General features: G+C 67.1%; 20 protein-coding genes. 13 read left to right on the top strand and 7 right to left on the bottom strand.

Annotated elements, in window-relative coordinates; genetic code table 11:
- Nucleotides 1-52: 52 nt before the first annotated feature.
- From RAH40_RS22885 to RAH40_RS22875, 3 genes are all read left to right on the top strand, one after another.
- Nucleotides 53-781: a hypothetical protein gene (locus RAH40_RS22885; protein WP_306599961.1), complete on the top strand. Its 729-nt coding sequence runs from the start codon at nt 53-55 to the stop codon at nt 779-781.
- 90 nt (nt 782-871) lie between these two features.
- Nucleotides 872-2,914 (top strand): PAS domain-containing sensor histidine kinase, encoded by a 2,043-nt coding sequence (locus RAH40_RS22880; protein ID WP_306599960.1) that lies wholly within the window; start codon nt 872-874, stop codon nt 2,912-2,914.
- 464 nt (nt 2,915-3,378) lie between these two features.
- Nucleotides 3,379-3,642, top strand: a complete 264-nt coding sequence (locus RAH40_RS22875; protein ID WP_306599959.1) for a FlxA-like family protein — start codon at nt 3,379-3,381, stop codon at nt 3,640-3,642.
- 3 nt (nt 3,643-3,645) lie between these two features.
- Here RAH40_RS22875 and RAH40_RS22870 read toward each other — a convergent pair whose 3' ends face one another.
- Both RAH40_RS22870 and RAH40_RS22865 read right to left on the bottom strand, forming a co-directional pair.
- Entirely contained in the window at nt 3,646-4,803 is a 1,158-nt protein-coding gene (locus tag RAH40_RS22870; RefSeq protein WP_306599958.1) for an FAD-binding oxidoreductase, read from the bottom strand.
- On the bottom strand, nt 4,803-6,938 hold the full coding sequence (locus tag RAH40_RS22865; RefSeq protein ID WP_306599957.1) for an FAD-dependent oxidoreductase: 2,136 nt from the start codon (nt 6,936-6,938) through the stop codon (nt 4,803-4,805). The genes RAH40_RS22870 and RAH40_RS22865 overlap by 1 nt, the downstream gene beginning before the upstream one ends.
- A gap of 137 nt (nt 6,939-7,075) precedes the next feature.
- On the opposite strand from RAH40_RS22865, the gene RAH40_RS22860 reads away from it, so the two are divergent.
- Genes RAH40_RS22860 through hydE form a run of 3 tightly spaced genes read left to right on the top strand, consistent with a single transcriptional unit; the run spans nt 7,076 to nt 10,726 of the window.
- Complete coding sequence (locus RAH40_RS22860; protein ID WP_306599956.1) at nt 7,076-8,479, top strand: aspartate ammonia-lyase; 1,404 nt, start codon at nt 7,076-7,078, stop codon at nt 8,477-8,479.
- Nucleotides 8,476-9,702, top strand: a complete 1,227-nt coding sequence (hydF, locus tag RAH40_RS22855) for a [FeFe] hydrogenase H-cluster maturation GTPase HydF (RefSeq protein WP_306599955.1) — start codon at nt 8,476-8,478, stop codon at nt 9,700-9,702. The genes RAH40_RS22860 and hydF overlap by 4 nt, the downstream gene beginning before the upstream one ends.
- Complete coding sequence (hydE, locus tag RAH40_RS22850) at nt 9,689-10,726, top strand: [FeFe] hydrogenase H-cluster radical SAM maturase HydE (protein ID WP_306599954.1); 1,038 nt, start codon at nt 9,689-9,691, stop codon at nt 10,724-10,726. The genes hydF and hydE overlap by 14 nt, the downstream gene beginning before the upstream one ends.
- Before the next feature lie 285 nt (nt 10,727-11,011).
- On the opposite strand, the gene RAH40_RS22845 is transcribed toward hydE, so the two are convergent.
- Both RAH40_RS22845 and RAH40_RS22840 read right to left on the bottom strand, forming a co-directional pair.
- Nucleotides 11,012-11,521 (bottom strand): GNAT family N-acetyltransferase, encoded by a 510-nt coding sequence (locus RAH40_RS22845; protein WP_306599953.1) that lies wholly within the window; start codon nt 11,519-11,521, stop codon nt 11,012-11,014.
- Nucleotides 11,509-12,585: a hypothetical protein gene (locus tag RAH40_RS22840; protein WP_306599952.1), complete on the bottom strand. Its 1,077-nt coding sequence runs from the start codon at nt 12,583-12,585 to the stop codon at nt 11,509-11,511. Before RAH40_RS22840 ends, RAH40_RS22845 begins: the two co-directional genes overlap by 13 nt.
- Nucleotides 12,586-13,063: 478 nt before the next feature.
- On the opposite strand from RAH40_RS22840, the gene RAH40_RS22835 reads away from it, so the two are divergent.
- From RAH40_RS22835 to RAH40_RS22815, 5 genes are read left to right on the top strand one after another with little or no spacing between them, the layout of a single operon-like run.
- Nucleotides 13,064-14,635, top strand: coding sequence for an amino acid permease (locus RAH40_RS22835; protein ID WP_306599951.1), 1,572 nt, complete (start codon nt 13,064-13,066; stop codon nt 14,633-14,635).
- Complete coding sequence (locus RAH40_RS22830) at nt 14,628-15,329, top strand: 2OG-Fe dioxygenase family protein (RefSeq protein ID WP_306599950.1); 702 nt, start codon at nt 14,628-14,630, stop codon at nt 15,327-15,329. Before RAH40_RS22835 ends, RAH40_RS22830 begins: the two co-directional genes overlap by 8 nt.
- The gene (locus RAH40_RS22825) at nt 15,313-16,374 is read left to right on the top strand and encodes an aminotransferase class I/II-fold pyridoxal phosphate-dependent enzyme (RefSeq protein ID WP_306599949.1); all 1,062 of its coding nucleotides are present in this window, start codon (nt 15,313-15,315) and stop codon (nt 16,372-16,374) included. Before RAH40_RS22830 ends, RAH40_RS22825 begins: the two co-directional genes overlap by 17 nt.
- Complete coding sequence (locus RAH40_RS22820) at nt 16,292-17,062, top strand: AzlC family ABC transporter permease (protein WP_306599948.1); 771 nt, start codon at nt 16,292-16,294, stop codon at nt 17,060-17,062. The genes RAH40_RS22825 and RAH40_RS22820 overlap by 83 nt, the downstream gene beginning before the upstream one ends.
- Nucleotides 17,050-17,385 (top strand): branched-chain amino acid transporter permease, encoded by a 336-nt coding sequence (locus RAH40_RS22815; protein ID WP_306599947.1) that lies wholly within the window; start codon nt 17,050-17,052, stop codon nt 17,383-17,385. Before RAH40_RS22820 ends, RAH40_RS22815 begins: the two co-directional genes overlap by 13 nt.
- A gap of 50 nt (nt 17,386-17,435) precedes the next feature.
- Here the strand turns inward: RAH40_RS22815 and RAH40_RS22810 are convergent, their stop codons facing one another.
- Both RAH40_RS22810 and RAH40_RS22805 read right to left on the bottom strand, forming a co-directional pair.
- Nucleotides 17,436-19,502: a hypothetical protein gene (locus tag RAH40_RS22810; RefSeq protein WP_306599946.1), complete on the bottom strand. Its 2,067-nt coding sequence runs from the start codon at nt 19,500-19,502 to the stop codon at nt 17,436-17,438.
- Between the two features lie 35 nt (nt 19,503-19,537).
- Nucleotides 19,538-20,053: a hypothetical protein gene (locus RAH40_RS22805; RefSeq protein ID WP_306599945.1), complete on the bottom strand. Its 516-nt coding sequence runs from the start codon at nt 20,051-20,053 to the stop codon at nt 19,538-19,540.
- Nucleotides 20,054-20,400: 347 nt separating this feature from the next.
- On the opposite strand from RAH40_RS22805, the gene RAH40_RS22800 reads away from it, so the two are divergent.
- Nucleotides 20,401-21,390, top strand: a complete 990-nt coding sequence (locus RAH40_RS22800; RefSeq protein ID WP_306599944.1) for a cation diffusion facilitator family transporter — start codon at nt 20,401-20,403, stop codon at nt 21,388-21,390.
- Here the strand turns inward: RAH40_RS22800 and RAH40_RS22795 are convergent.
- Nucleotides 21,387-22,454: a hypothetical protein gene (locus tag RAH40_RS22795; RefSeq protein WP_306599943.1), complete on the bottom strand. Its 1,068-nt coding sequence runs from the start codon at nt 22,452-22,454 to the stop codon at nt 21,387-21,389. The two genes, RAH40_RS22800 and RAH40_RS22795, sit on opposite strands and share 4 nt — an antisense overlap.
- 153 nt (nt 22,455-22,607) lie before the next feature.
- Between RAH40_RS22795 and flhA the strand changes: the two genes are divergently transcribed.
- On the top strand, nt 22,608-24,692 hold the full coding sequence (gene flhA / locus RAH40_RS22790) for a flagellar biosynthesis protein FlhA (RefSeq protein ID WP_306599942.1): 2,085 nt from the start codon (nt 22,608-22,610) through the stop codon (nt 24,690-24,692).
- Nucleotide 24,693: the final 1 nt, after the last annotated feature.

Here is a 24,693-nt window from a genome sequence, read left to right as displayed (position 1 = left end):
ACATGGGGCCAGTTGACTCATGCCCAAGATCATAACGCGCTACTCTCAGAGAATGATCAAGTCACCCAAATCCGATCTCGCCAGCTTCTCCGAAGGGATGGCCTTCCTCACCCGCCGCCCCCTCGCCGCCCTGGCCCTGGCCGCCCTGGGCATGGTCCTCGCCGCCCTCCCGCCGCTGCTCCAGATCAAGGTGGGCCTGCCGGACGACGACCTGGTCCGGTTCGTCCTCACCTTCGCATGCCTGGTACCCCTGGAAATGTATTTCATCCCCCGGTTCCTGGCCGAGGCCGACGCCAGCGCAGGGGACCGGACCCTGAACCCCGTGGCGGGGTGGGAACGGCTCTTCGAGGAGCGCTGGGTGCCGGCGATGGCCGCCCGGATCCTCCTCTACGCGGGGGTCTTCCTGGGGATGGTCCTCCTCGTCGTGCCCGGCCTCATGATCCTGTTCGCCTTCGGGTGGGCGCCCCTGCGGGTCCTCCTGCGGGGCGAGCCGCTGCCCGTGGCGGCGCGGGCCAGCCTCCGGATGATGGTGCAGGCCTGGCGCCGGGTGATGCTGGTGGTCCTGGCCCTGGCGACCCTCTACCTGGTCTACATGGGCGTGCTCGCCCTGGCCCTCACGCCCCTGGGCGAGGCCCCGACGCCCTGGGTGCGCCTCACCCATCCCGGCATGTGGGTGGGGAATTTCCTGGGGACCCTGCTGAACCTCTGGACCAGCGCCACGGTGCTCGCCCTGTTCAGGCGGGTCGAAGGGTTCGCGGCGGAGCACCCGACAGGTAATTAACAATTGATTCCATTTCGGATGACCGGTTTTTTGACATTGAATCCGGGTCGCGGAGGGCCATACTCCTGGCAACGCCCTCCGGACGCGCCCATGTGGAAACCCCTCCAGAAGCTCTTCGCCGACCCTGCGCCCCCCAGGGCCGAAGCCGAAGACCGGGAGTACCTCCAGGAGCGGTTCCAGCTCTTCATCGAGCAGGTCAAGGACTACGCCATCTTCATGCTGGACCCCCAGGGGAGGGTGGCCTCCTGGAACCAGGGCGCCCAGCGCCTCAAGGGCTACGAGGCCGGCGAGGTCCTGGGGCGGCACTTCTCCATTTTCTATGAGCCCGAGGACGTGGCCGCGGGCCTCCCGGCCCAGGAACTCGCCCTGGCGGGGGAGTACGGCACCTGCCAGCAGGAGGGCTGGAGGGTCCGCAAGGACGGCTCCCGCTTCATGGCCAACGTGGTGATCACCGCCCTGCGCGGCTCCGGGGGGGACCTGAAGGGCTTCGTCAAGGTCACCCGGGACGTCACGATGCAGAAGGACGCCGAGGCCCGCATGGCGTCCTTCGCCAAGGAACTGGAGGAGACCGTCGCGGCGACCACCCGCGGGCTCCAGGAAAGCGAGATCCGCCTCCAGGGCTTCGTGCGCCACGCCACCGCGGCCATCGCCTTCAAGGGCGCCGACGGCCGCTACCTGCTCCTCAACCCGGCCATGGAGGCCCTCCTGGGCCTGCCCGCGGAGCAGATCCTGGGCAGGACCGACCTGGACATCCTGCCGCCCCCCCGGGGCGAGGAGGTGACGCTCCTGGACCGCAAGATCCTGGGGGCGGCCCAGGCCGTGGAGGTGGAGGAGCGCTGGACCCACGCCGACGGGTCCGGCCACGACTACCTGTCCCAGAAATTCCCCCTGGTGGACGGCGAGGGCCGGAACTGGGGCATCGGGATCATCAGCACGGACATCACCGACCGCAAGCTGGCCGAGCAGGCCCGCCTCCAGAGCCAGAAGCTGGAGTCCCTGGGCGTCCTCTCCGGCGGGATCGCCCACGACTTCAACAACCTGCTGGGCGCCATCCTGGGCAACCTGGGCCTGGCCCAGATGGAGATCAACCCCGCCGCCTCCGCCTCCACCCGCCTCAAGACCATCGAGAGCCTCGTGGTCAAGGCCACCAACCTCACCCGGCAGATGCTGGCCTACTCGGGCCGGGGCACCTTCGAGATCAAGCCCCTCCAGCTCAACGCCCTGGTGGAGGAGATGACCCACCTGCTCACCATCTCCATTTCCAAGAAGGTCTCCATCCGCTACAGCCTGGACCGGACGCTGCCCCCGATCGAGGCCGACGCGAGCCAGCTCCAGCAGGTCGTGATGAACCTGGTGATCAACGCCTCCGACGCCATCGGGGACCGGCCCGGAACGGTCACCGTCCGCACCGGCGTCATGAGCGCGGACGCCGACTACCTGGAGCGCACCTTCCAGAGCCAGCCCATGAAGCCGGGCACCTTCGTCACCCTGGAGGTGGCCGACGACGGCGCCGGCATGAGTCCCGAGACCATGAAGCGGATCTTCGAGCCCTTCTTCACCACCAAGTTCTCGGGCCGGGGCCTGGGCCTCTCGGCCATCCAGGGCATCATCAGGGGCCACGGCGGCGGCATCCGCGTCTACAGCGAACTGGGCAAGGGGACCACCTTCAAGCTCCTGTTCCCGGCCTCCGGCGCCGCCGCGGGCCCCCAGGCGGCCCCGGAGGCCCCCCAGGAGTTCCGCGGCGCAGGCACCATCCTGGTGGTCGACGACGAAGAGAGCATCCGCTCCATGGCCGCGGGAATCCTCGCCCAGATGGGCTTCGACGCCCTCCTGGCCGCGGACGGCATGGAGGCCCTGATGCTCTACGAGACCCACAAGGCCGACATCCGCCTGATCATCATGGACCTGACCATGCCCCACATGGACGGCGCCGAGGCCTTCACCGCCCTGCGCGCCCGGGGGCACGCCACGCCCGTGGTGCTCAGCAGCGGCTTCAACGAATCGGAGGCCGTGAACCGCTTCAAGGGCGAGGGCCTGGCGGGGTTCCTGCAGAAGCCCTACCGGGTGCAGGCCTTCATCCAGGCGGTGAAGGGGGCGCTGGAGAAGTACGGTCGCGGTTGGCAAGGACCTTGATGAAATCGCTTGAGGTGCCAATTTCCAGTTTGAATTTTGCCTAACGCAATAGACTTCACCACTCAGGTGGTTATCGCTTCCCACCTATTTATGGAGCTGATTCAATCCGATTTTCCGTCTTCTGAAAAATATTGACCAAAGGAAGTCGAAGGGATGTCCCCATTCGAAATTTGATTTAGACCAAAGGATGCAAATAATGAAATTGTATTCGCGTCCTTCAGGCACATCTGGCCGGGCAAGAAATAGGTCCAGAAGCTGGGTCTTGAGGATGCCGGGCCTCCGTTCCGTTTTGATTCCACGCAGGGGCCCCCCTCGCGAACGCGTGAAAACAGGGCCGCGCGGCCTCCGGTGAACTCGCACGGGGAAAACCCCAATTCGGCGGTGTCTGAACCCGACTCGACGGTATTTCTGGCCCCTGGGCCATCCCCACCTATGCTGGACACTCATTCGGAAAAGGGGTTCCCATGGACATTACCGCCCTGACCGCCAGCACCGGAACCACGGCGACCACCGCGCTCCAGACCCAGCTCCAGGCCAGGCAGATGGAACTCCAGCGCGTCGAAACCAGCAAGATGGACGAGACCACCAAGGCCACGAAGATCCGCGAGATCAAGGCCCAGATCGAGGCCCTCCAGGCCAAGATCCAGCAACGGTCCCAGGCTAGGACGGCAAAGGCGGCAATGACTCTTGCGAACGCATCCACGGGATCCGTGGACGCGCTCGCCTAGGGCCTACTTCAGCGCCTCCACGCCTCCGAAGGCGCGCGCCGGGCTCAGCTCCTCCAGGATGGCGGCGTCGCCCTCCTGCAGGGAGTCCGTGGCCAGCCGCGCCACCAGGGCGCCCACGCCGGGGCCCAGCATGTAGCCCTGGCCGCACATGCCGATGGCGTCGATGTAGCCTTCCAGCGAGGCGGAACGGCCCACCAGCGGCGCGCCGTCGGGAGTCATGGGGTAGAGGCCGCGCCAGGTGCGGCGCACCTTCAGGTTGCCCAGCTTGGGCATGAGGTCCACCATGCGGCGGGCGATCATGGGCAGGTAGGCGCTGGTCTCGCGGCGGTCCGAGCCCACCACGGGGGGGTTGGGGGTGATGCAGAAGACCACCTGGCCGGGCTTGTGCTGGTAGAAGTAGAAGTTCTCGGAACCGGGGGCGGGGCGGATGTCCACGACCATCGGGTCCAGGAAGGGGGCCACGGCCTCGCTGATGCCCGCCTCGTGGCAGTCCGGCACCACCGGGGCGTCGAGGCCCCCGGCCTGGGCCACGGCCCGGGCCCAGGGACCGGCGGCGTTGACGATGCACCCGGTGGCGTAGCCGCCCTTGTCGGTGCGCACGCCCACCACCTTGCCCTTGCGCCGCATGATGCTGGTGACCTTCTCGTTGAAGCGGCAGTCCACGCCCAGTTCCACGGCGCGGCGGTGGAAGCCCAGGCAGCTGCGCATGGGGGAGGCCGAACCGTCCTCGGGGGAGAAGGTGCCGCCCAGCAGCCCTTCCTCCCGCAGGCCCGGAGCCACCTGAAGCAGCTCCTTGCGGTCCTTCCACTCGATGTTCAGGCCGGCCTGCTTCTGCACGACCAGGAGGTTCTTCAGGAGCCGCTCCTCGTGGGGGCGGTAGGCCACGAAGGCGTAGCCGCCCCGCGCCCACTCGATGTCCCACCCGTGCTCCTCCTTCCAGTGGCCGAAGGTGCGCAGGCTGTCCAGGCAGAGCTTGATCTTGGCGGGGGACGAGTGCGTGGCGCGGATGCCGCCGATGGCGCACTTGTTGCTGCCCTGGCCGGGGGAGGCGAACTGGTCGAGGCAGAGCACCTTCAGGCCCTTTTCCGCCAGGTGCATGGCGGTGGGCATGCCGACGCTGCCCGCACCGATGACGATGACGTCGTAGACGGCGGTGCTCATCACAGACCTCCCTGGAAGGCGCCTACCGCGTGCGCGCGCGCCACGTCCTGCACGGGACCCTCCCCCGTCACCACGCCCGCGAAGGCCCCCAGGGGCACCTCCATGAAGATGGGGCGCTGGGTGAGCTCGGTGATCTCGGAATCCTTGACGCCCTCCTCCCGGAAGATGCGCCGGATGAGGCTGGGGCAGGTCTTGCCGCCGCAGGCGCCCATGCCGGCCCGGGTCGAGGCCTTCAGCTCGTTCATGTCCCGCACCCCGGCCCGGATCTGGGCCCGCACGTCCCCGGCGGTGACCCGCTCGCAGCGGCAGACGATCTCGTCGTCGGCCAGGCGTTCCACCTTCTCGGGCATCGGCTCGGAAACCCAGGGCTGCTGCACCCGGATGCCCGCGATCTGCTTGGCGATCTCGAAGGGCGCCCGCACCTTCACCAGCACCGCGTGGTCGGCGAACTTGGGCGAGCGCACCCGGTCCACCTTCACGTTGCCCAGGATCCGTCCCAGCGTGTCCAGCACCGTGACCGTGTCGCCGGCCTTGATGGTGGACCCGGGGAACTCGTAGGGGATCGACACCAGGACCTCGTCCCCGCCCCGGCGGTAGTCCAGGAGCGTGATGGCCAGGCCCGGGCACACCGCGACGCACTGCTCGCAGGCGATGCAGTCCTTCTCGTTGAAGGTCGGCACCCCCAGGATGTCGTTGCCCTCGATCATGATCGAACCCTGCGGGCAGATGCTGGTGCAGGGGTTGCAGGGGATCTCCTGGCTGCAGTGGAAGACGGGGAAGACCCCCTTCTCGTCCTCGGGGATCTCCTCGGTGATGGTGGCGCCCGGACGGGACTTGAGCACGGCGGCGGTGCGGTGCCACTCCGTGGGCACTTCGCCCGTGTCCCGGCCCAGGGCCCGGGCGATCTCCAGGCCCCGGATCTTGCCGGTGAACATGGCCGCGGATGCCTCGGCGATCTCCTCGGCGTCGCCCGCGGAGTAGACCGGCAGGCCGAACTCCTTGGCCTTGCCGAAGAACTCGTTCACCGGCTCCAGGCCCACGGCCACCAGCACGGTGTCGCACTTGAACGTCTTCTCGGTGCCCGGCACCACCTTCCAGGCCGCGTCCAATTTGGCGATGGTCACCGACTCCACCTCGCCCTCGCCGTTGGCGGAGATGACGGTGTGGCTGTTGTGGATGGGCACGCCCATGCGCACCAGCTTGTCCCGGTGCACCTTGTAGCCGCCGCACTCCGGCAGGGCCTCGCAGAGCCCCACCACCTCGATGCCGGCCTGCAGCGCATGGTAGGCCGCGATCAGGCCCACGTTGCCGCCGCCGATGACGAAGAGCCGGTCCGATGGCTTGACCATGTCCCGGTTCACCAGGGTCTGGAAGGCGCCGGCCCCGTAGACGCCGGGCAGCGTGTTGCCCCGGAACACGAGCGACTTCTCCCGGGCGCCGGTGGCCACCAGCAGCACCTGGGGCTGGACGAGGACGTAGTGGCCCTCGCGCAGGATGCCCACCTTGCGGTCCGAGAAGACCGCCAGGGCATTGCTGTTGGCCCAGATGCGCACGTTCTCGAATTTCCGCACCTCGGCCTCGAGCTTGCGGCCGATGTCCATGCCGCGCGTGCCCGCGTGGCAGGCGTCGATGGACCCGAAGAACTTGTGGGTCTGCAGAACGAGCTTGCCGCCCAGGTCGGCCTTGTCGTCCACCAGCACCACGCCCACGCCCGCCTTGCCCAGCTCCACCGCGGCCGACAGCCCCGCGGGGCCGCCGCCCAGGATCAGGCACTCCACGTTGAGGGTCTCGATGTCCCGGAACGCCAGGTCGCCCTCGCCCACGTCGGGCAGGACGGGCTTGCCGTCCAGGGGGGCCACGGTCATGCCGTCGCGCACGGGGACCATGCAGGACTTCACCGGCAGCCCGTCGGCGATGACCGAGCACTGGGCGCACTGGCCGTTGGCGCAGAAGATGCCCATGGGGGCGCCGTCCTTGTGGTGGTGGCCGAAGGTCCGGATGCCGTTGGAGAAGAGCGCCGAGGAGATGGTCTCGCCCACCCGCGCCTTGAGGTCCCTGCCCTGCCAGGTGAAGGCCAGGGTGGGTTCCGCCGGGATGGGCAGAATCGGGTGTTCCTTGATCCGGTAGTCCGACATTCCTGAACTCCTCTCAGTCGCGCAAGCTTCAATTCAACCACCCCCGTGGCCGGGGCCGGGGCGAGTTGTGACCGGGGTCGCAGGGCTGCAACGGAATCTCAGGAACGGGGACCGCGCCGGTATCCTATCCTGGAGCCATGAGCGAGACCCGCCGGGAGAAGGACAACCTTGGAGAGCTGGACGTCCCGGCTTCGGCCCGCCACGGCGTCCACACCGCCCGGGCCCTGGAGAACTTCCCGCTGCTGGGCCGGCCCGTGCACCCCGAGCTGATCCACGCCTTCGGGGCCGTGAAGCTCGCCGCCCTGCGCACCAACCGGAACCTGGGCTTCCTTCCGGACGCCCTCAAGGCGGACGCCCTGGAGCAGGCCTGCCGGGAGCTCATGGACGGCCTCCTGGACGCCGACATCCCGGTGGATGCCCTGCAGGGCGGGGCCGGCACCTCCACCAACATGAACGTCAACGAGGTCCTGGCCAACCGGGCCCTGGAGCTGCTGGGCCTGTCCCGGGGCGACTACGCCGCCGTCTCCCCGCTGGACCACGCGAACCTCCACCAGAGCACCAACGACACCTTCCCCACCGCCCTGCGCATCGCCGCCATCCAGGGCCTCCGGGAGCTGGAGCGCCAGGTTCTGGCCCTCCAGGAGGCCTTCCAGGCCCAGGAGAAGGCGCTGGCCCACGTGGTCAAGGTGGCCCGCACCGAGCTGCAGGACGCCGTGCTGACGACCCTGGGCCGGTCCATGGGCGCCTACGCCGAGGCCCTCAACCGCGACCGCTGGCGCCTTGCCAAGGCCGAGGAGCGCCTGCGCGTGGTGAACCTGGGCGGCACGGCCATCGGCACGGGCCTGGCGGCGCCCACGGAGTACATCTTCCGGGTGGTCGACGAGCTGCGCGACCTCACCGGCATGGGCCTGGCCCGGGCCGAGAACCTCGTTGAGGCCACCCAGAACATCGACACGCTGGTGGAGGTCTCCGGCCTCCTGAAGGCCCTGGCCACCACCCTCGTCAAGATCTCCACGGACCTGCGGGTGCTTGCCAGCGGCCCCGAGGCGGGCCTGGGCGAGCTGAAGCTCCCTCCCCGCCAGGCGGGAAGCTCCATCATGCCCGGCAAGGTCAACCCGGTGATCCCGGAGGCCGCGACCCAGGCCGCCCTCCTCGCCATGGCCCACGACCAGGCCCTGTCCATGGCCGCTGCCATGGGCTCCATGGAGCTCAACCCCTTCCTGCCCCTGGCCGCCCACTGCCTCCTGGAGAGTTTCGACCTCCTGGCCCGGGCCTGCATGATCCTGCGGACCCATTGCGTCGAGGGCCTCACCGCCGACGAGGCCCGCTGCCGCGCCCAGGTGGAGAACGGCACCGCCGCCGCCACCGCCCTCCTGCCCCTGCTGGGGTACGACCGCGTCAGCGAACTGGTGGCCCGCGCCGCCGGCCGCGGGCTGCGGGCCGCCGGCATCGAGGACGGCTACTTCACCGCGGCGCAGTTCGACGAGCTCACCAGCCCCGAGGCGGTGGGCCGCCTCGGCTTCAGGAAGCCCCGCCCATGACCCAGCCCGCCCCCCGCTCCCTCCGCCTGCACATTGGCTTGTTCGGCCGTCGCAACGTCGGCAAGTCCTCCCTTCTCAACGCCTTCACCCGGCAGCAGGTGAGCATCGTCTCGGACGTGAAAGGCACCACCACGGACCCCGTGGAAAAGCCCATGGAGCTGCTTCCCCTGGGCCCCGTGCTCTTCGTGGACACGGCGGGCGTGGACGACGAGGGCGCCCTGGGCGAGCTCCGCATGGCCCGCACCCGCGCCGTGCTGGACCGGGTGGACCTGGGCGTCATCGTCACCGAGGGCACCAGCTGGGGCGAGTTCGAGGCGGGGCTCCTGGCGGAGCTCCAGGCCCGGAAGGTGCCGGCCCTGGTGGTGCACAACAAGGCCGACCTGGGCGGCGACGCCGCCCCGCGCCACCCGGCGGAGATCCCCTTCGTGGCCGTGAGCGCGCTCCGGGGCACCGGCATCCCCGGCCTCAAGGAGGCCCTGCTGCGGCTCGCGCCGGCAGACTTCTTCGACAACCGGCGCCTGGTGTCCGACCTGGTCCCGCCGGGGGGCCTCGCGGTCCTGGTGGTGCCCATCGACAAGGAGGCCCCCAAGGGCCGCCTCATCCTGCCCCAGGTCATGGCCATCCGCGATCTCCTGGACGGGGAGTCCATGGTGATGGTGGTGCAGGAGCGCGAGCTGCGGCCCGCGCTGGCGCGGCTCAAGGAGCCGCCGTCGCTCGTGGTGACCGATTCCCAGGCCTTCCTGAAGGTGGCCGCGGACGTGCCCCGGGACATCCCCATGACCAGCTTCTCCATCCTCATGAGCCGCTTCCAGGGCGACCTGGCCGAGCAGGTGCGGGGAACCCTCGGCATCGAGCGGCTCAAGGGCGGCGACCGGATCCTGGTGGCCGAGACCTGCGGCCACCACCCCGTGGGCGAGGACATCGGCCGGGTGAAGATCCCCCGCTGGCTCACCCAGTACGTGGGCGCGAAGCTGGAATTCGAGCACGTCCAGGGCCGGGACTTCCCCGAGGACCTCACCCCCTACGGCCTCGTCGTGCACTGCGGCAACTGCACCGGCAACCGCAGGGAGATGCTCAGCCGCATCCACCGGGCCCGGGAGGCGGGCGTACCCCTCACCAACTACGGCCTGACGATCGCGTATTCCCTCGGGATCTTCGAGCGGGCCCTGGAGCCCTTCCCCGCGGCGAAAGCCCTCCTGGAGCAGGTTCATGCAGCGAAATGAGATCCTTCACTGGCTCAAGGAGACCGACGAGGCCCGCCTGGAGGAGCTGTGGGCGCGCGCCGACGCCGTGCGCAAGGCCAACGTCGGCGACGAGGTGCACCTGCGCGGCCTCATCGAGATCAGCAACTTCTGCGTGCGCCAGTGCGCCTACTGCGGCATCAACGCCTGTTCCCAGGGCATCACGCGCTACCGCATGGAGCCCGCCGAGATCCTGGCCTGCGCCCGGGAGGCCCACCGCCTGGGCTACGGCTCCGTCGTCATGCAGTCCGGGGAGGACCCGGGCCTGAAGGTCGAGACCATCGCCGCCATCGTGCGGGAGATCAAGGCCACCACCCCCCTGGCCGTGACGCTGAGCCTGGGCGAGCGCGAGGACGACGAGCTGATGGCCTGGAAGGCCGCGGGCGCCGACCGCTTCCTGCTGCGCTTCGAGACCAGCGACCCCAAGCTCTACGACGTCATCCACCCCTCGCTGCCGGGCACCCTCTCGGACCGCATGGCCCAGCTGGACCGCATGCGGAGCTTCGGCTACGAGATCGGCACGGGCGTCATGGTGGGCATCCCCGGCCAGACCTGGGAGATCCTGGCCCAGGACATCGACACCTTCCGCGGCTACGACATGGACATGATCGGCATCGGCCCCTTCCTGCCCAGCCCCCGCACACCCCTGGGCGGCCCGGACGCGGCAAGCTACCTGGCTCCGCCCAGCCAGCAGGTGCCCAACGACGAACTCACCACCCTCAAGGCCGTGGCCCTCACCCGCATCGTCTGCCCCCAGTCCAACATCCCCAGCACCACGGCCCTGGCCACGATCGACCCCAAGGCCGGCCGGGAACTGGGCCTCTGCCGCGGCGCCAACGTGGTGATGCCCAACGTAACGCCGCCCGCGTACCGGGTCCTCTACGAGATCTACCCCGGCAAGGCCTGCGTGCACGAGACCGCGCAGGTCTGCCACGGGTGCATGGAGGCCCGGATCCGGTCCATCGGCCGGGTCATGGGCAAGGGCCCCGGAGGCCGCAGGGCATAGCCTTGAATTGGGCACCAGGCAGACTGGATCCTGCCGTCTCCACCGGAGGCATGCCCTTGACTCCGAGGGAAAGGGCGTCTTCAGCCCCCTGTCACGGAAGTCGCGACCCCGGATGGCGGCCGGCGGCCACTCCCCGCCACAAGGGCTTTCCACGCCTCTTCACATCCATGGTTCCGTAGGCGCTTTTCGTCCAGCAGAACCCAAGATGTCCTACCGGCGTGGCACGAGCGGCAAACGTTTCCCTGGATGGCCTCCAGGGGGAGTCCCTCCGGCTTTCCAGGGCCGTCAGCCCTGCGCCGAGTCACGGAGCCCCTTTTTCAGGAACAGCGTTCCCGGAATGGGAGTCGCATAGTAGGGCGGGATATCCTGGAATCCGAGCCGACGGTACAAGGCGAGGGCGCCGGCCATGGCCGGCAGCGTATCCAGGACCACTTCGGCATAACCCCGGACGCGTGCGCCAGACAGGGCAGCCTCCACCAATTGAGTTCCGGTCCCGGAGCGGCGGAATGCGGGGCGGACAAAGAGCCTTTTCAATTCGCATGTTCCTGGATGGAGGGGGCGAAGGGCCACCATGCCAACGGCGCGGTCATCGCTTAGGGCCAGGAAAATGGCCCCTCCCGGGGCGGCGTAGGCACCCGGAAGCAGATCCAGCTCCTTCTGGTAACCCTGGAACGACAGATCGATGCCCAGGCCTGCGGCGTACTCCTGGAGAAGTTCGCGGGCGGCACGGAAACCGGGTTCGGTGGTGACTTCCCGGATGCGGACCGGGCGGCTGCCGGATCCTACCTGACGCATGGACACCCCGGGCTCGCCTTCCTGGACATCCAACCGTGGCCACCCGCAAGGTGCTCGCCTCGGTCCGTGGCCACGACCGTATCAGGGCAAAGCAGATCCACATGGTACTGGGTCCAGGGCGTCAGGCCCAGCCCCCAGTGCACACAGCCCTGGTGATGGCCGTAGCTCTCATTCGGCGTGCGGTTGGCCGGGAGAGGAGTCATGGTCGTGTTGCTGCCGATACCTATTTCCCAGATGATCCGGTAGCGCGAATCCACCCTGAACAGGGCTTCCAGCATGGCCCTGGCGGTGCCGCTTCCGGCCCCACCCTCCCGGAGGGTCTGAATGCCCCCATTCTCAACGGTGGCGATCACGGTAGAGCTCTCGAGGCACGCCAGTTCCCCGAAGATCCGGTCCTGGTCTTCCCGCAGGAACGAGAGGGTTCCGGAGTTCACGATCGGCAGGCCGCGCAGCGCCAGTTCCCCCGTGAGCGCAAGGCGCCGGGAAGGGTCGAATCGTCCATGAACCATGGGAAGAACACTTATTTCCCCTGCTGGGCAGAATTGCTGGCCACCCCAGTCCAGGGGTCCCAGCTGTTCGAACCACTCATAGCCCTCGTTCAGGTGATCGAAACGCGCAAAGGTCCGTGCATCCTCGTCCGTGAAGGTCAAATATGACGCGGCTTCGCCAGCACGAAAAAACCGGTCACTCCAATCCTTCTGGGCCACGACATCCGTCGCCTCCATGGCACCGAGGTAGTGCTGGATGTCCTCCTCCTCGATGGAACTGGAATTGCAGGGCAACACCAACAGTTTGCGTTCCCGGCCCAGCCGTTCGGGTGCCGGGGAGGAGAAGCCGGAATCGGGAGCAACCACGAGCAGGTGCGAGGGGCGCGGAAGCACTTCTCCTTCGAGAAGACCCGCCAGCTCGTCCTCGCACATGAACGTGACGACGCCTGTGGTTTCGTAACGATCACTGTCTTCTATATGGAAGCTGGCTGAAAAACGGGGATTGGTCAGGAGCCTAAAGTGAACGCCCAGGGTGGCGCCGAGTTGCTGGTAGAGGTGTGGGCGCACATGGAGCACGAGAGCCTCCTGCGTGAAGCAATCAAGGGAGCTGCGTCCCTGGCGTCTCCCTTGATTCTGAATCAGGTTGAATCACCGGATAAGATTGCCAATATAGTTGCTATTAGTATTTCTACGCATGCTATCACCTCCTTTCCATAACCGGCCTGCTGCTTCATCGCTCAAGAGCTTAAGGGCCTGCCCTGCGGACGCTGGATGGGACTCATAGGGGCCCATACCAACTGGCTGCCGAATTGATTTCAGAAGTTTCACATGAGTAAGCATATGCGTTTCTACATGATACGATAACTATCAGCACATCACATTTTGGGATCACATTATTATTTTATTAAATATCTCAACGAAACATCGATTCTGGATGGTGCATCAACTTTCCAGGATGCGCTCCTTGGCGTAGTCCAGCGTCATTCGCATAAGCTGAGTCGAAGCACATACTTATCCATCAGTGTCACGGCATGCCTTCGTCACGGGGGTGCATATGAAAAATCTATTCATCAAGAAGCCCATTTCAAATTCAAAGATTGATATTGAACCATATTGTGACAATATCCATGACACCAAAACGTTGAAACGCTCACTCGGTCCTTTTAATTTAGCAATGATCGGCATTGGGGCCATCGTTGGGGCTGGAATATTCACGATGACGGGAGCTGGCGCCGCCTACTATGCGGGGCCCGCCATAGCCTATAGTTTCGTGCTGGCGGGCCTGCTCTGTTTCCTCTCCGGGCTCTGCTATTCCGAAATGGCGGCGATGCTGCCGGTTTCCGGCTCCGCCTACACCTACTCGTATGCCACGATGGGCGAATTCATGGCCTGGATCATCGGGTGGGATTTGATCCTAGAATACACCTTCGGCGCTGTCATTGTCGGCCATGCCTGGGGCGGGTATTTCTTGTCGCTCTTGGAAAAGCAATTCGCCGTGCACCTTTCGGACGGCCTGCTGGCCTTCACCAGGGGGCCCTGGGAGAGTCTCCTCCTTGCCGATGGCTCTACCCTGCACGGCATCTGGAATGCGCCCGGGTCGATCGTCGTCCTGATGGTGGGGGCTGTCGTCTATCGCGGCCTGAAGGAATCCACGTTTGCGAACAACCTGATGGTGTGTACCAAGATTGCGGTGATTCTAGGCTTCGTGTTGACCGGGTGGTCGGTGATGGACGCGACCCTCTGGAAGGCGAATCCCCAAGCGGTTGGCTTCCTCCAGTTCATCCCCCTTGAAGGCTCCATCCTGAAGAACGGCCGGGAAGTGAGCGGCTACGGATGGCCTGGAGTGCTTGCCGGAACGGGAGTCGTCTTCCTCGCATACATCGGCTTCGATATTGTCGCGACCTCCGCCCAGGAATGCAGAAACCCGTCCAGGGATATCCCCCGTGGAATCATCGCGTCCCTGGCCGTGTGCACCGGGCTCTATGTGCTGGTTTCCCTCGTTCTCACAGGCGTGGTGTCCTACAAGCTGCTGGGTATTTCCGACCCCATTGCCCTGGGCATCGACCGCATCGTGGCACTGCACGGCTGGTCCCCGGAGATGCGGAAACTCATCGGTGTCCTGGTGAAATTGGGCGCCCTTGCGGGCCTGACCTCCGTGCTGATCACGTTCATTTATGGACAGAGCCGGATCTTCTACGCGATGGGGAAGGACGGCCTGCTGCCCTGGTTCGACCGCCTTCACACCAGTCATGCAACCCCCCATGTGGCAATCTCCACCGCAACCCTGGCCATTGCTTTGGGAGCCGGCATCCTTCCACTGAGCCTGGTGGGGGAACTCGTTTCCATCGGCACCCTCCTGGCGTTCATGATCGTTTGCCTGGGCATTCCCGTCCTGAGGGTGACCAGCCCTCATGCAGCGCGGCCGTTCCGGACACCCCTGCCCTGGCTTGTGGGCCCCCTCGGGGCGCTGGCCTGCATCTGGGTCATGTCGGCCTTGCCCGTGGACGCCTGGATCCGTTTGGCTCTGTGGCTGGCAATCGGGATCGTCATCTATTTCAGATACGGAATGCGGAACAGCAAACTCCGGAATTCTTCCCGACCAAGCGCCGGAGGCGGCGATGACTGACTGGAACAACACGATATTGCAATGCCTCCAGCTGGATCCCGCAAAAACCCGCTTCCAGGTTTGGCCCGTGGGCGAGGTACCGGAGTCGGTCAAGCGCAGTTTCGACGAGCTTCCCGCGGACGCCTATCTGGATGCCCCGAGGGCTTACCGGTTCAGGAGCTACGGCTGCGGCGAAGTGGAGGATGGCCGGTTTTCATACCTCGGCGCGCCGCCATTCATCCAGGACCCGCGCTACAACGTATTCAAGGGCGGCGTGCACAGAACTTTCGGGCCGCTCTCAAGTCAGGTCAAACGATATTTGGAAACGACCCTGCTGAAGAAGATCTTCCTTCCCATTCTTCCTCCCGCCCCCGGGTACGACGTCGGCATCCATCAGATCAGGGTCATCGCCGGTCCGTCCCTGGTGGGCCTGCCTGCTCCCGAAGGCGTTCACCAGGACGGGTTCGACTTCGTTTCGATCCTGATGGTCGGCGTCGAGAACGGGATGGGCGCCAAATGCATGCTTTACGATCTGCAGGACAACGAGAGGATCGTTCTGGAAGCCACCATCCCGGAAAATACGCTTTTCATCTTCAACGACCGTACCTACAAACACTACACCACGGCCTTGACCCCCATGCGCTCGGGGCCGGCCAGGCGTGACGTGTTCATCTTCACCATTTCCCGAAGGATGCTCCATGGCCAAGCCGTCTGAGTACGCCATTCAGAGCTGGCTGTTTGAAGTGGCCCTGGGCAACTTCGACATCGACCTGGGCGAAAGCGGCATTCAATGTCGCCACCTTGAGGAACTGCGCCAAGCTCCGACGCAGGCCTTGGACTATGCCCCGGACCGGGGCCAGGCCACCTTGAGGGAGGAGGTTGCCCTCCTCTATTCGGTGGATCCGTCCCAGGTCCTCATTACCCACGGTGCCCAGGAGGGGCTCTTCCTTTTCTACTGCAGCCTGCTTGGCTCCGGCGACCACGTGGTGACCACGATGCCAGGTTGGCAGCAGTCCTGGGAAATCCCTCGCTGGCTCGGAGCGGACATCTCCACCCTTCGTTTCGGACGGGACCAGGGGTTCCGCTTCGATTTGGCTCAGCTGCGCAGGAGCATACGCAGGAACACGAATCTCCTCGTGCTGAATTTCCCCAATAACCCTATCGGTTGCGATCTTACGGAGGAGGAGTGGAAGGAGGTGGGAGCGTTGGCAGAGGAGCATGGGCTGAGCGTGATGAATGACGAGGAATACGCTAGCAATTATGCGAAATCCATCATTCACCGGATGCCCCGCGCTTCGGCGGTTTCAGGTCTTTCCAAGATATACGGCTTCCCTGGCCTTCGAATCGGGTGGCTCATTTCGGATTCTGCCACGATTCAGGCCGCCACCAATATGAAGCGGTACACCACGGTGTGCAATGCCTCCCTGTGCGAGCAGCTGGGACTTCAGGTGCTTAAGAAGAGGGCTATGTTTCTGGAGACCTACCAGACCTTGAACCGGGAGGGTCTGGCAATCCTGAAGGATTGGCTTGTGGACCACCCCAACCTCAGGCTTTCCGTTCCTCGAGGCACGCCCTTCGCTTACCTGACGGTCCCCCCGTCTGTGGACAGTGCCTGTCTGGCACGCAGACTCCTATACGAACAACGGACGTTGGTGATGCCAGGTGAAGTGTTCATGGATGAGCATGCCCTTCGCCTTACGTTCGGAAGATCGGCGGCCATTCTCAGGCGGGGGCTTCAGGCCCTGGCAAGGGTACTTTGACGCCATGTGCGGCCTTCGTCCTGTCCTCAAGACTGCTTTCCAGGATTCTGTTCCTGTCTTTTTCGGTTACGTTCCACTTGGCATCGTCTTCGGCCTCCTCCTGGTGGGCCACGGTCATCCCTGGGTGCTGGCCCCCTTGATGAGCACGTTCGCCTACGCTGGCACCACCCAACTCGTGGCCATCGGGATGATCGACCGGAATGCCTCACTATTGGCCCTTTTCTCGGCCATCGCCATCATCGACCTCCGCCATATCTTCTATTCCCTCTCAGTGGCGGAACGCTTTCCTGTCCGGTGGCGCAGAAAGTGGTATCTCACCCATGGCCTCACCGACGAGACCTATTCCATTCTTACCTCCCGTCCGCCTCTGCCCGAAAACGATGCGGAGTATTGCCTGTTCCTTACCCTCCTCAACCACCTCTACTGGATCGGCGGCACGACCCTGGGCGCGCTGTTCGGGACGCTGGTGAAGGTGGAGATCCCTGCCCTCCGGTTTGTGCTGACCGCCCTCTTCCTGGTTCTTACCCTGGAGCAGTGGCAGGCAAGCAGATCCCGGTATCCCTTCCTGGCCGCCCTCCTGGCGGGGGGCCTCGCCTTGGCCATGTGCAGAAAGCAGCTGCTTCTTCTTTCCCTGCTCATCGCGACAATCCTCCTGCTTATGGAAAGGGAAGAACCATGCGCTACCTGATCGGCGGCCTAGGTGTCATGTTCCTCACAACGGCGCTGACCCGGACCCTGCCTTTCCTCCTCGCTGCGCGCCTGGGAGCGAGGCCTCGGCTCAGAAACCTGGGCCGAAAACTCCCGGCGGCCATCATGGTGCTGTTGAGCCTGCAAAGCCTCAGCGAAGTGGACTATTTGAGGTATCCCCATGGGCTGCCCGAAATCCTGGCGTCGGGAGTCGTGCTGGCCGTCCATGGCCTGGGTAGGAACAGTCTCCTGAGTATTTCCGTGGGCACCCTCGCCTATGCCCTTTGTTCACAGTTTGTCTTCGTTCCGCCCATCGCCCCGTGATGACAGATTGAGGGGGTCATGGGCAAGGGCCCCGGAGGCCGCAGGGCCGTTTAGCGCCTGGAGACGGTTCCCGACGCGGTGTTGTTGGCGCACCAGATGTTGACGCCATCGAACGCGATGCCCGACACGCCCAGGCCCGCCGGGACGGTGGCCGCCAGACTGGCGTCGGCGACCTTGATCTTGCCCATGGTGTTGCCGCTTGCCACCCAGAGGTGGACGCCGTCGAAGGCCATCGAGGTGGGAGTGTTGATCCCGGTGCAGGTGGCGGCGACGGTGCCGTCGGCGACGTTGAGCTTCTTCACCGAACTCGGCACGGAGCCCGAGCCCAGGAGCGAAACCCAGATGTTGGAGCCGTCGAAGGCCACAGCGACCGGGAAGGCGCCGTTCTCCCAGTCCTGGTCCATGGAGCCCACCGTGTAGGTCGCCACGATGGCCGGATTGGCCACGTTGATCCGCGTGACGGTTATGTCGTTCGAGTTGGCGGTCCAGATGCTGGTGCCGTCGAAGGCCATGGAGATGGGCCCCTGCCCCACCAGGTAGGCTCCAAGCTGGCTGCCGTTGGACACATCGACCCGGTAGACGTACCCGTCGATGCTGGCGACCCAAAGGACCGTCCCGTCGAAGGCCACCGCGAAGGCGTTGTCGGTCCCGATCTTGTAGGAGCCGAGCACGGTGCCGTCGACGCCGCTGAATTTCGTCAGGTTGGTGGTGGCGCTCCCCAGCAGGCTGCAGACCCAGACGTTGACGCCGTCGAAGGCCACGCCGGTGGGGCAGTTGCCCGGAATCGCATAGGTGCCGAGCACCGCCCCGGTGGCCGTCAGGATCCGGGTCACGTTGTTGCTGGAGTAGTTCCCGACCCACATGCTCCGGCCATCGAACGCCAGCGCCACGGGATGGGAGCCCACCGCGATCGCGGGAAAGGTGGTGTTGGCGCCGTACCAGGCGAGCGTGGCGATCTGCAGCGGCGACCGCGTGGCCGAGCTACCGCCACCGGAACTGCCCGCCGGCCCCGCAGGCCCCTGAATGCCCTGGGGCCCGGTCGCGCCCGTTGCGCCGGCCGGCCCGGTAAGCCCCTGGGGTCCGATGCTGCCAGGCGCTCCGGTCGCACCGGCAGGTCCGGCAGGTCCCTGGAGTCCGGTCGCGCCGGCTGGGCCCGCGGGTCCGGCCGAGCCTGTCAGGCCGATGGGTCCCTGGGGTCCCATCGCCCCCGTCAGACCCGCTGCGCCCTGAGGACCGGCGGCACCGGTTGCGCCCGCGGGCCCGGCCGGACCCGTCAGACCGACGGGCCCCTGTGCGCCGACGGAACCGGTGGCGCCCGTCAGACCGATGGGTCCCTGTGGGCCGACGGAACCGGTGGCGCCCGGCAGGCCAATGGAACCCTGTGGGCCGACGGGACCGGTGGCGCCCGTCAGACCGATGGGCCCCTGCGTGCCGGCGGGGCCGGTGGCGCCCGTCGGACCGATGGGCCCCTGCGCGCCGGTGGGACCGGCGACGCCCGTCAGGCCGATGGGCCCCTGGAGGCCGGTGGGACCCGCCGTGCCCGCGGGGCCCTCGGGCCCCTGGGCTCCGGAGGGGCCGGCGATGCCCGCAAGGCTCGACGGAGCCCAACGGGTGCCGTCGAACACAAGCGACTGGCCGGGGACGGGGGCCGCCGTGGTCAGGTCCAGGGGGTAGCCCTGGAGGCCCGTCACCTGCGTCTGCCCCTGGGTTCCCGTGAGGTCCCCGGCAAAGGCGCCGGTGACTTCCCAGGCGCTGCGCGCCTGGAAGCCGGGGATGATGTCCACGTCGGGGGTGAGGGCCAGGCCGGAGAGGGTGACATGGAGCTTCAGGCCGGCCCGGCCCAGGATCTCGGCGGGCATGGGGGGCATGCCCGCGGAACCCAGCACCGCGGAATAGAGGCCGACGTTCACGGCGAGGGTCTGGGGGCCCGAATGCCACACCGGGCTTCCCGCCGCATCCAGGATGGTGAAGGTGAAGCTCCGGTCCCCGGTCACGGGCGCCGCGCCTTCCAGGAGCCGGCCCTGGTAGGCCAGGGTGGGCGGCGGGGCCGGATCGGCGGCGAGTGCGGGAGCGGCGAGGAGGATGGCGAGGAGGGGGGTTCGGAGGGCGTGTCGCAAGGGGGGCACCTTCAAGGGGGAGGTCGGGACGACGTTCAAAGGCCGGGAGGCAGGAAACCGTGGCGCACCTGCACGGCCGGGTCGGCGCTGACGGCGTTGGTGACCGGAACGACTTCACCCACCAGCGCGGCGTTGGCGGCGCCGGTGCCGGGCTGGGTCTGCCCCTGGCCCGAGGCCTGCTCCTGGCCCGGGGTGGAGGTGGCCGGAGCCGGGGGCGGGAGGATCGTCACGTTGGCCGTGGCGCGGTAGGGGGCCTCCAGGCCGTAGCTGACACGGACGGTGCACGCCCCGGGGGCGCCGGCGGCGGTGAAGGCGCCGGTGGGCGAGATGAGGCCGGCGGACGGAGGCTCCACGGACCAGGTGGCCACGGCTCCCGGCGGCAGGGCGGCGGAGAACTGCACCGACTGGCCCACGGCCAGGATGGGGGAAGACGGCGCCAGGACCAGGGCCGCCGGCGCCTGCGGGGAGCTCCTCCGGGAGCCTCCGCACCCCGCTGCGAGAAGGAGGGCCAGGGCCAGCCAGGAAAGGGAACGGGGACGGCAGGTGGACACGAGGGGGCTCCCTGTGGCTGATCACTCGGCTGACCACGCCGGGACTCCGGCGGGGATGGGGATCCGTCATTCGGGCCCACGAAGGCTGCCCTAGACCGAACCTTGAAAAGCGTATCGGCAATTGAGACTCATTACGTAATGTATTTTCAAAATTCCAAAGAGGCGCCGGAAGGCGGATCGGCCCCTTGAGAAAGGACGGGAAAACCCGTCGCGAGGAATGAGTCTCAACAAGGTTCAATCGCCTGGAAACGAAGCCGGAGCCCCGGCCTGCGGAGGAGACAGTTGCCCCCCCTTCCCCCTGGCTCCATCATGGGAACCAAGGCCCGTTCCAGGGCCGAGAGGCCCGCATGAACGAAGAAGCCCATTCCCAGAGAGCCCGGATCCGCGTCTCGACGCTGTCCATCACCGCGGGTCTCTTCATCCTCGGCCTGAAATACTACGCCTTCCACATCTCCCATTCCGCCGCCCTGAAGTCCGATGCCATCGAGAACGTGGTCAACGTGGTGGCCGCCGTGTTCGCCCTGGGCGCCATCATCTTCGCGGGCAAGCCGGCGGACAGGGAGCACCCCTACGGCCACGGCAAGATCGAGCACTTCTCCGCGGCCTTCGAAGGCGGCATGATCAGCCTCGCGGCGGTGCTCATCGGGTACGAGGCCGTGCACTCCCTGGTGGACCGCCCCCCCCTGGAGCACCTGGGCAAGGGCATGGCCATCAACTTCGCCGCCGGCGTGCTCAACGGCGCGCTGGGGCTGTACCTCATCCACTGCGGCAGGAAGCAGCGCTCCCTCGCCCTGGAGGCCGACGGCCACCATGTCCTGTCCGACTTCTACACCACCGTGGGCCTGGGCATCGGCCTGTTCCTGGTGGCCCTCACGGGCTGGCAGTGGCTGGACGCGATCATCGCCCTGGGCGTGGGCGGGCTCCTGGCCTGGACCGGCTTCAAGCTGGTGCGTTCCTCCAGCGCCGCCCTCCTGGACACCGAGGACCCCGACCTCCTGGACAAGCTGGTGGCCGCCATCAACCGGATCCGCCCCGACGACATCCTGGCCATCCACGAGCTGCGCACCATGCGCTCGGGCCGCTACATCCACGTGGACATCCACATGGTGGTGCCCGAGTTCTACGGCATCGCCCAGAGCCACGACCTGGCCGACGCCTTCGCGAAGTCCGTGGTGCGCGAGGCGGGCATCGAGGGCGAGCTCCACACCCACGTGGACCCTTGCCAGCGGGCCCTGTGCGACCACTGCTCCGTGGAGCCCTGCCCCATCCGGCAGCACAGCCAGGAGCGGACCCTGCCCATCACGACGGAGGAGGCGGTCGCGGCGGGCCCCGTCTAGCTGACCGGCACCGTGAGCCTGGCCTGGAAGGAATCCCCCGCCTCGTTGGTGATCTCGCACACCAGCTCCAGCTTCGGCCCGTCCCCGGCCTCGAAGACCACCAGGGGCGCGTCGGCTCCCGAGGTGATGGTTCCGCCCGTGACCTTCCACGCATAGCGGCACCCGGCCTGCTCCACGACGCTGGCCCGAAGGGCCTTGGCGCCCGGAGCGACCTTGCCGGGGCCCTTCACGGCGCCTGCGGGGGCGGCCACGACCTTCACGGGCACGGTGGCCTTGATGGCGGGATCGTCCTTGGAGCGCACCTGGACCGTGTAGGCGCCGGGCTTGCCGGGGGCGCGGTACCTGCCCGAGGCGTCCACCGTGCCGCCGCCGGCTTCCAGCACCGACCACTGCACCTCCCCGGTGGCGCCGCCCTCCAGGGTGAACCCGAGCTTCGTGCTGGCCCCGGCGGTCACGGTGACGGAGGCGGGCGTGACCGACAGGTCCACCCCGGGCGACAGGGGCAGTTCCAGGGAGGCCGTGAGCCCCTGGCCGGCGGCGTTGACCACCCGGCAGGAAAGGACGGCCCTGGGCCCGGAGCCGGCGTCGAAGGCCACCGTGGCGCCGCGGGCGCCGCCCTTGAGGACCCCGCCCTCCACCTTCCATTCGTAGGTGGCCCCCTCCTGCGCCGGCACCGAGGCGCGCACGTCGCGGGCGCCGGCCATCACCCTCGCGGGGGCCGTCACGGGGCCCCGGGGGGGAGGCACCACCTTGACCGTGGCCGAGGCCGTGCGGCCCCCGTAGGCCCTGGCCACCACCGTGGCCGTGCCCGGCTCGGCAGGCGCCGTGAAGTGCCCGGAGGCGTCCACGGAGCCGCCCTGGGCCTCCCAGGCCACCGCGGGCCTGGAACCGTCCTGGGCCCGGGCCTTGAAGTCCGTCCCCTGACCCGCGGTCACCGCCACGGAGGCCGGTTCCACCACCAGGGGCGAGGGGGCCATGGGGGACACGGGCGCGATGGCCTTGGGCTCGACGCAGCCCAGGACCAGGAGGAGGCAGGCCGGGATCAGAAGGGTGGAATGAGCCATGTGCGTCTCCCCAGGAATGCCTCCAGTCTACCAAAGCCAAGGTTCCGCACCGGCCCCCGGGGGGCCCCGGGCCGCCCCTGAAGGTCAACACCTTCATTTTCCAACACTTGAACGGTTGGCATCCCTTTCGCTCCCCGGTATCCCGGTGTCAACATGCTGACCTTCCTGGACAGGCTCCTTCCGTATATCACCCGCCTCTCGAAGCGGGCGGACCTGGCCACGCCCGTTTTCGTCCTCATCGTCATGGTCGTCATGATCCTGCCCCTGCCGGCGTTCGTGATCGACATCCTGATCGTCTTCAACATCACCATGTCCCTCCTGATCCTCATGGTGGGCATGTATGTGGCCAAGCCCCAGGAATTCAACGCCTACCCCTCCATCCTGCTGATCATCACCCTGTTCCGGCTGGCCCTGAACGTGGCCACCACGCGGCGGATCCTCCTCTACGGTGGCGAGCAGGGGCCCGAAGCGGCCGGGCACATGGTGCAGGCCTTCGGCCAGTTCGTGGTGGGCGGCAGCTACATCATCGGCCTGGTGGTGTTCCTCATCCTCCTGGCCATCCAGTTCCTGGTCATCAACCACGGCTCCGGCCGCATCGCCGAAGTCACCGCCCGGTTCACCCTGGACGCCATGCCCGGCAAGCAGATGGCCATCGACGCCGACCTGAACGCCGGCTACATCGACGAGGTGGAGGCCCGCAAGCGCCGCAGGGAACTGGGCGAGGAGGCCAACTTCTACGGGGCCATGGACGGCGCCGTGAAGTTCACCCAGCGGGACGCCGTGGCGGCCCTGCTCATCCTGGCGGTGAACATCATCGCCGGCATCCTCATCGGCATCCTCAAGTACAACCTGCCCGTCCTGCAGTCCATGGAGACCTTCACCCTCCTGACCGTGGGCGACGGCCTGGTGACGGCGGTGCCCAGCCTCCTCATCTCCGTGGGCGGCGCCATCCTCACCACCCGCAGCGGCTCCCAGTCCCCCAACCTCGGCACCGAGGTCATGGGCCAGCTGGGCATGGACTACCGGCCCCTGGCCATCGCGGCGTCGGTGCTGTTCCTGTTCGGGGCGGTGCCGGGCCTGCCCCTGGTCCCCTTCTGGATCATGGGGATCATCTTCGGCATCATGGCCTACGCCACCCGGAAGTTCGCCGCCCAGCGCCTGGAGGCCAAGGCCGAACCCAAGGAGAAGGCCAAGGCCGAGGCCCCCGAGCGCGTGGAGTCCCTCCTCAAGGTGGACCCCCTGGGCCTGGAGGTGGGCTACGGCCTCATCAGCCTCCTGGACGTGAACCAGGGCGGCACGGTGCTCGAGCGCATCAAGGCCCTGCGCCGCCAGATGGCCCAGGAGCTGGGCATCGTCGTGCCCCCCATCCGCATCCGGGACAACCTCCAGCTCCCCGCCAACACCTACCGGGTCCAGCTGCGGGGCGAGGAGATCGCCCGCAGCGAGGTCACCCCCGGGGCCTTCCTGGCCATGAACCCGGGCACCGCCACCGGCGACGTCCAGGGCACGGCCACCACCGAGCCCGCCTTCGGGCTCCCCGCCTTCTGGATCCAGGAGGCCCAGCGCGACCACGCCCAGCTCATGGGCTACACCGTGGTGGACCCGGCCACCGTCATCACCACCCACCTCTCCGAGCTCATCAAGCAGCAGGCCCCGGAACTGGTGGGACGCCCCGAGCTGCAGCAGCTCCTGGACAACCTCAAGGAGACCACCCCCAAGCTCGTGGAGGAGCTGGTGCCCAACGTGGTGCCCGTGGGCGTGCTCCTGAAGGTCGTCCAGAACCTCCTGCGGGAGCGGGTCCCCGTGCGGGACCTGGGCCGGATCCTCGAGGCCTGCGCCGACGCCATCCCCATCACCCGCGACCCCCTGACGCTCACCGAGTACGTGCGCCAGCACCTGGGGCGCTCGCTCACCACGCCCCACATCTCCGAGAACAACGAGCTGGGCGTGCTGATGCTGGACCCCCAGCTGGAGCAGACCATCCAGTCCGGCATCGAGACCACGGACCGGGGCAGCTTCCTCGCCCTGGACCCCGGGCGGCTCCAGGAGATCCTCGGCCGCATCTCCACGGGCATCACCAACCTCCTGCCCGGAGCCCAGCCCGTGCTCCTCACCAATCCCGTCGTGCGGCCCCACCTGCGCCGCCTGCTGGAGCGGGCCCTGCCCCACCTGGTCGTCCTGAGCCACAGCGAGATCCCCATGGACGTGCGCGTGGTCAACCTCGGGACGGTCTCATGAC

The sequence above is a fragment of the Geothrix sp. 21YS21S-2 genome (genome assembly GCF_030846775.1).
In the GTDB taxonomy this organism is placed as follows: Bacteria; Acidobacteriota; Holophagae; order Holophagales; family Holophagaceae; genus Mesoterricola.
Note: the sequence above shows the minus strand (reverse complement) of the source record. Positions and strands in the feature narration are given on the sequence as shown.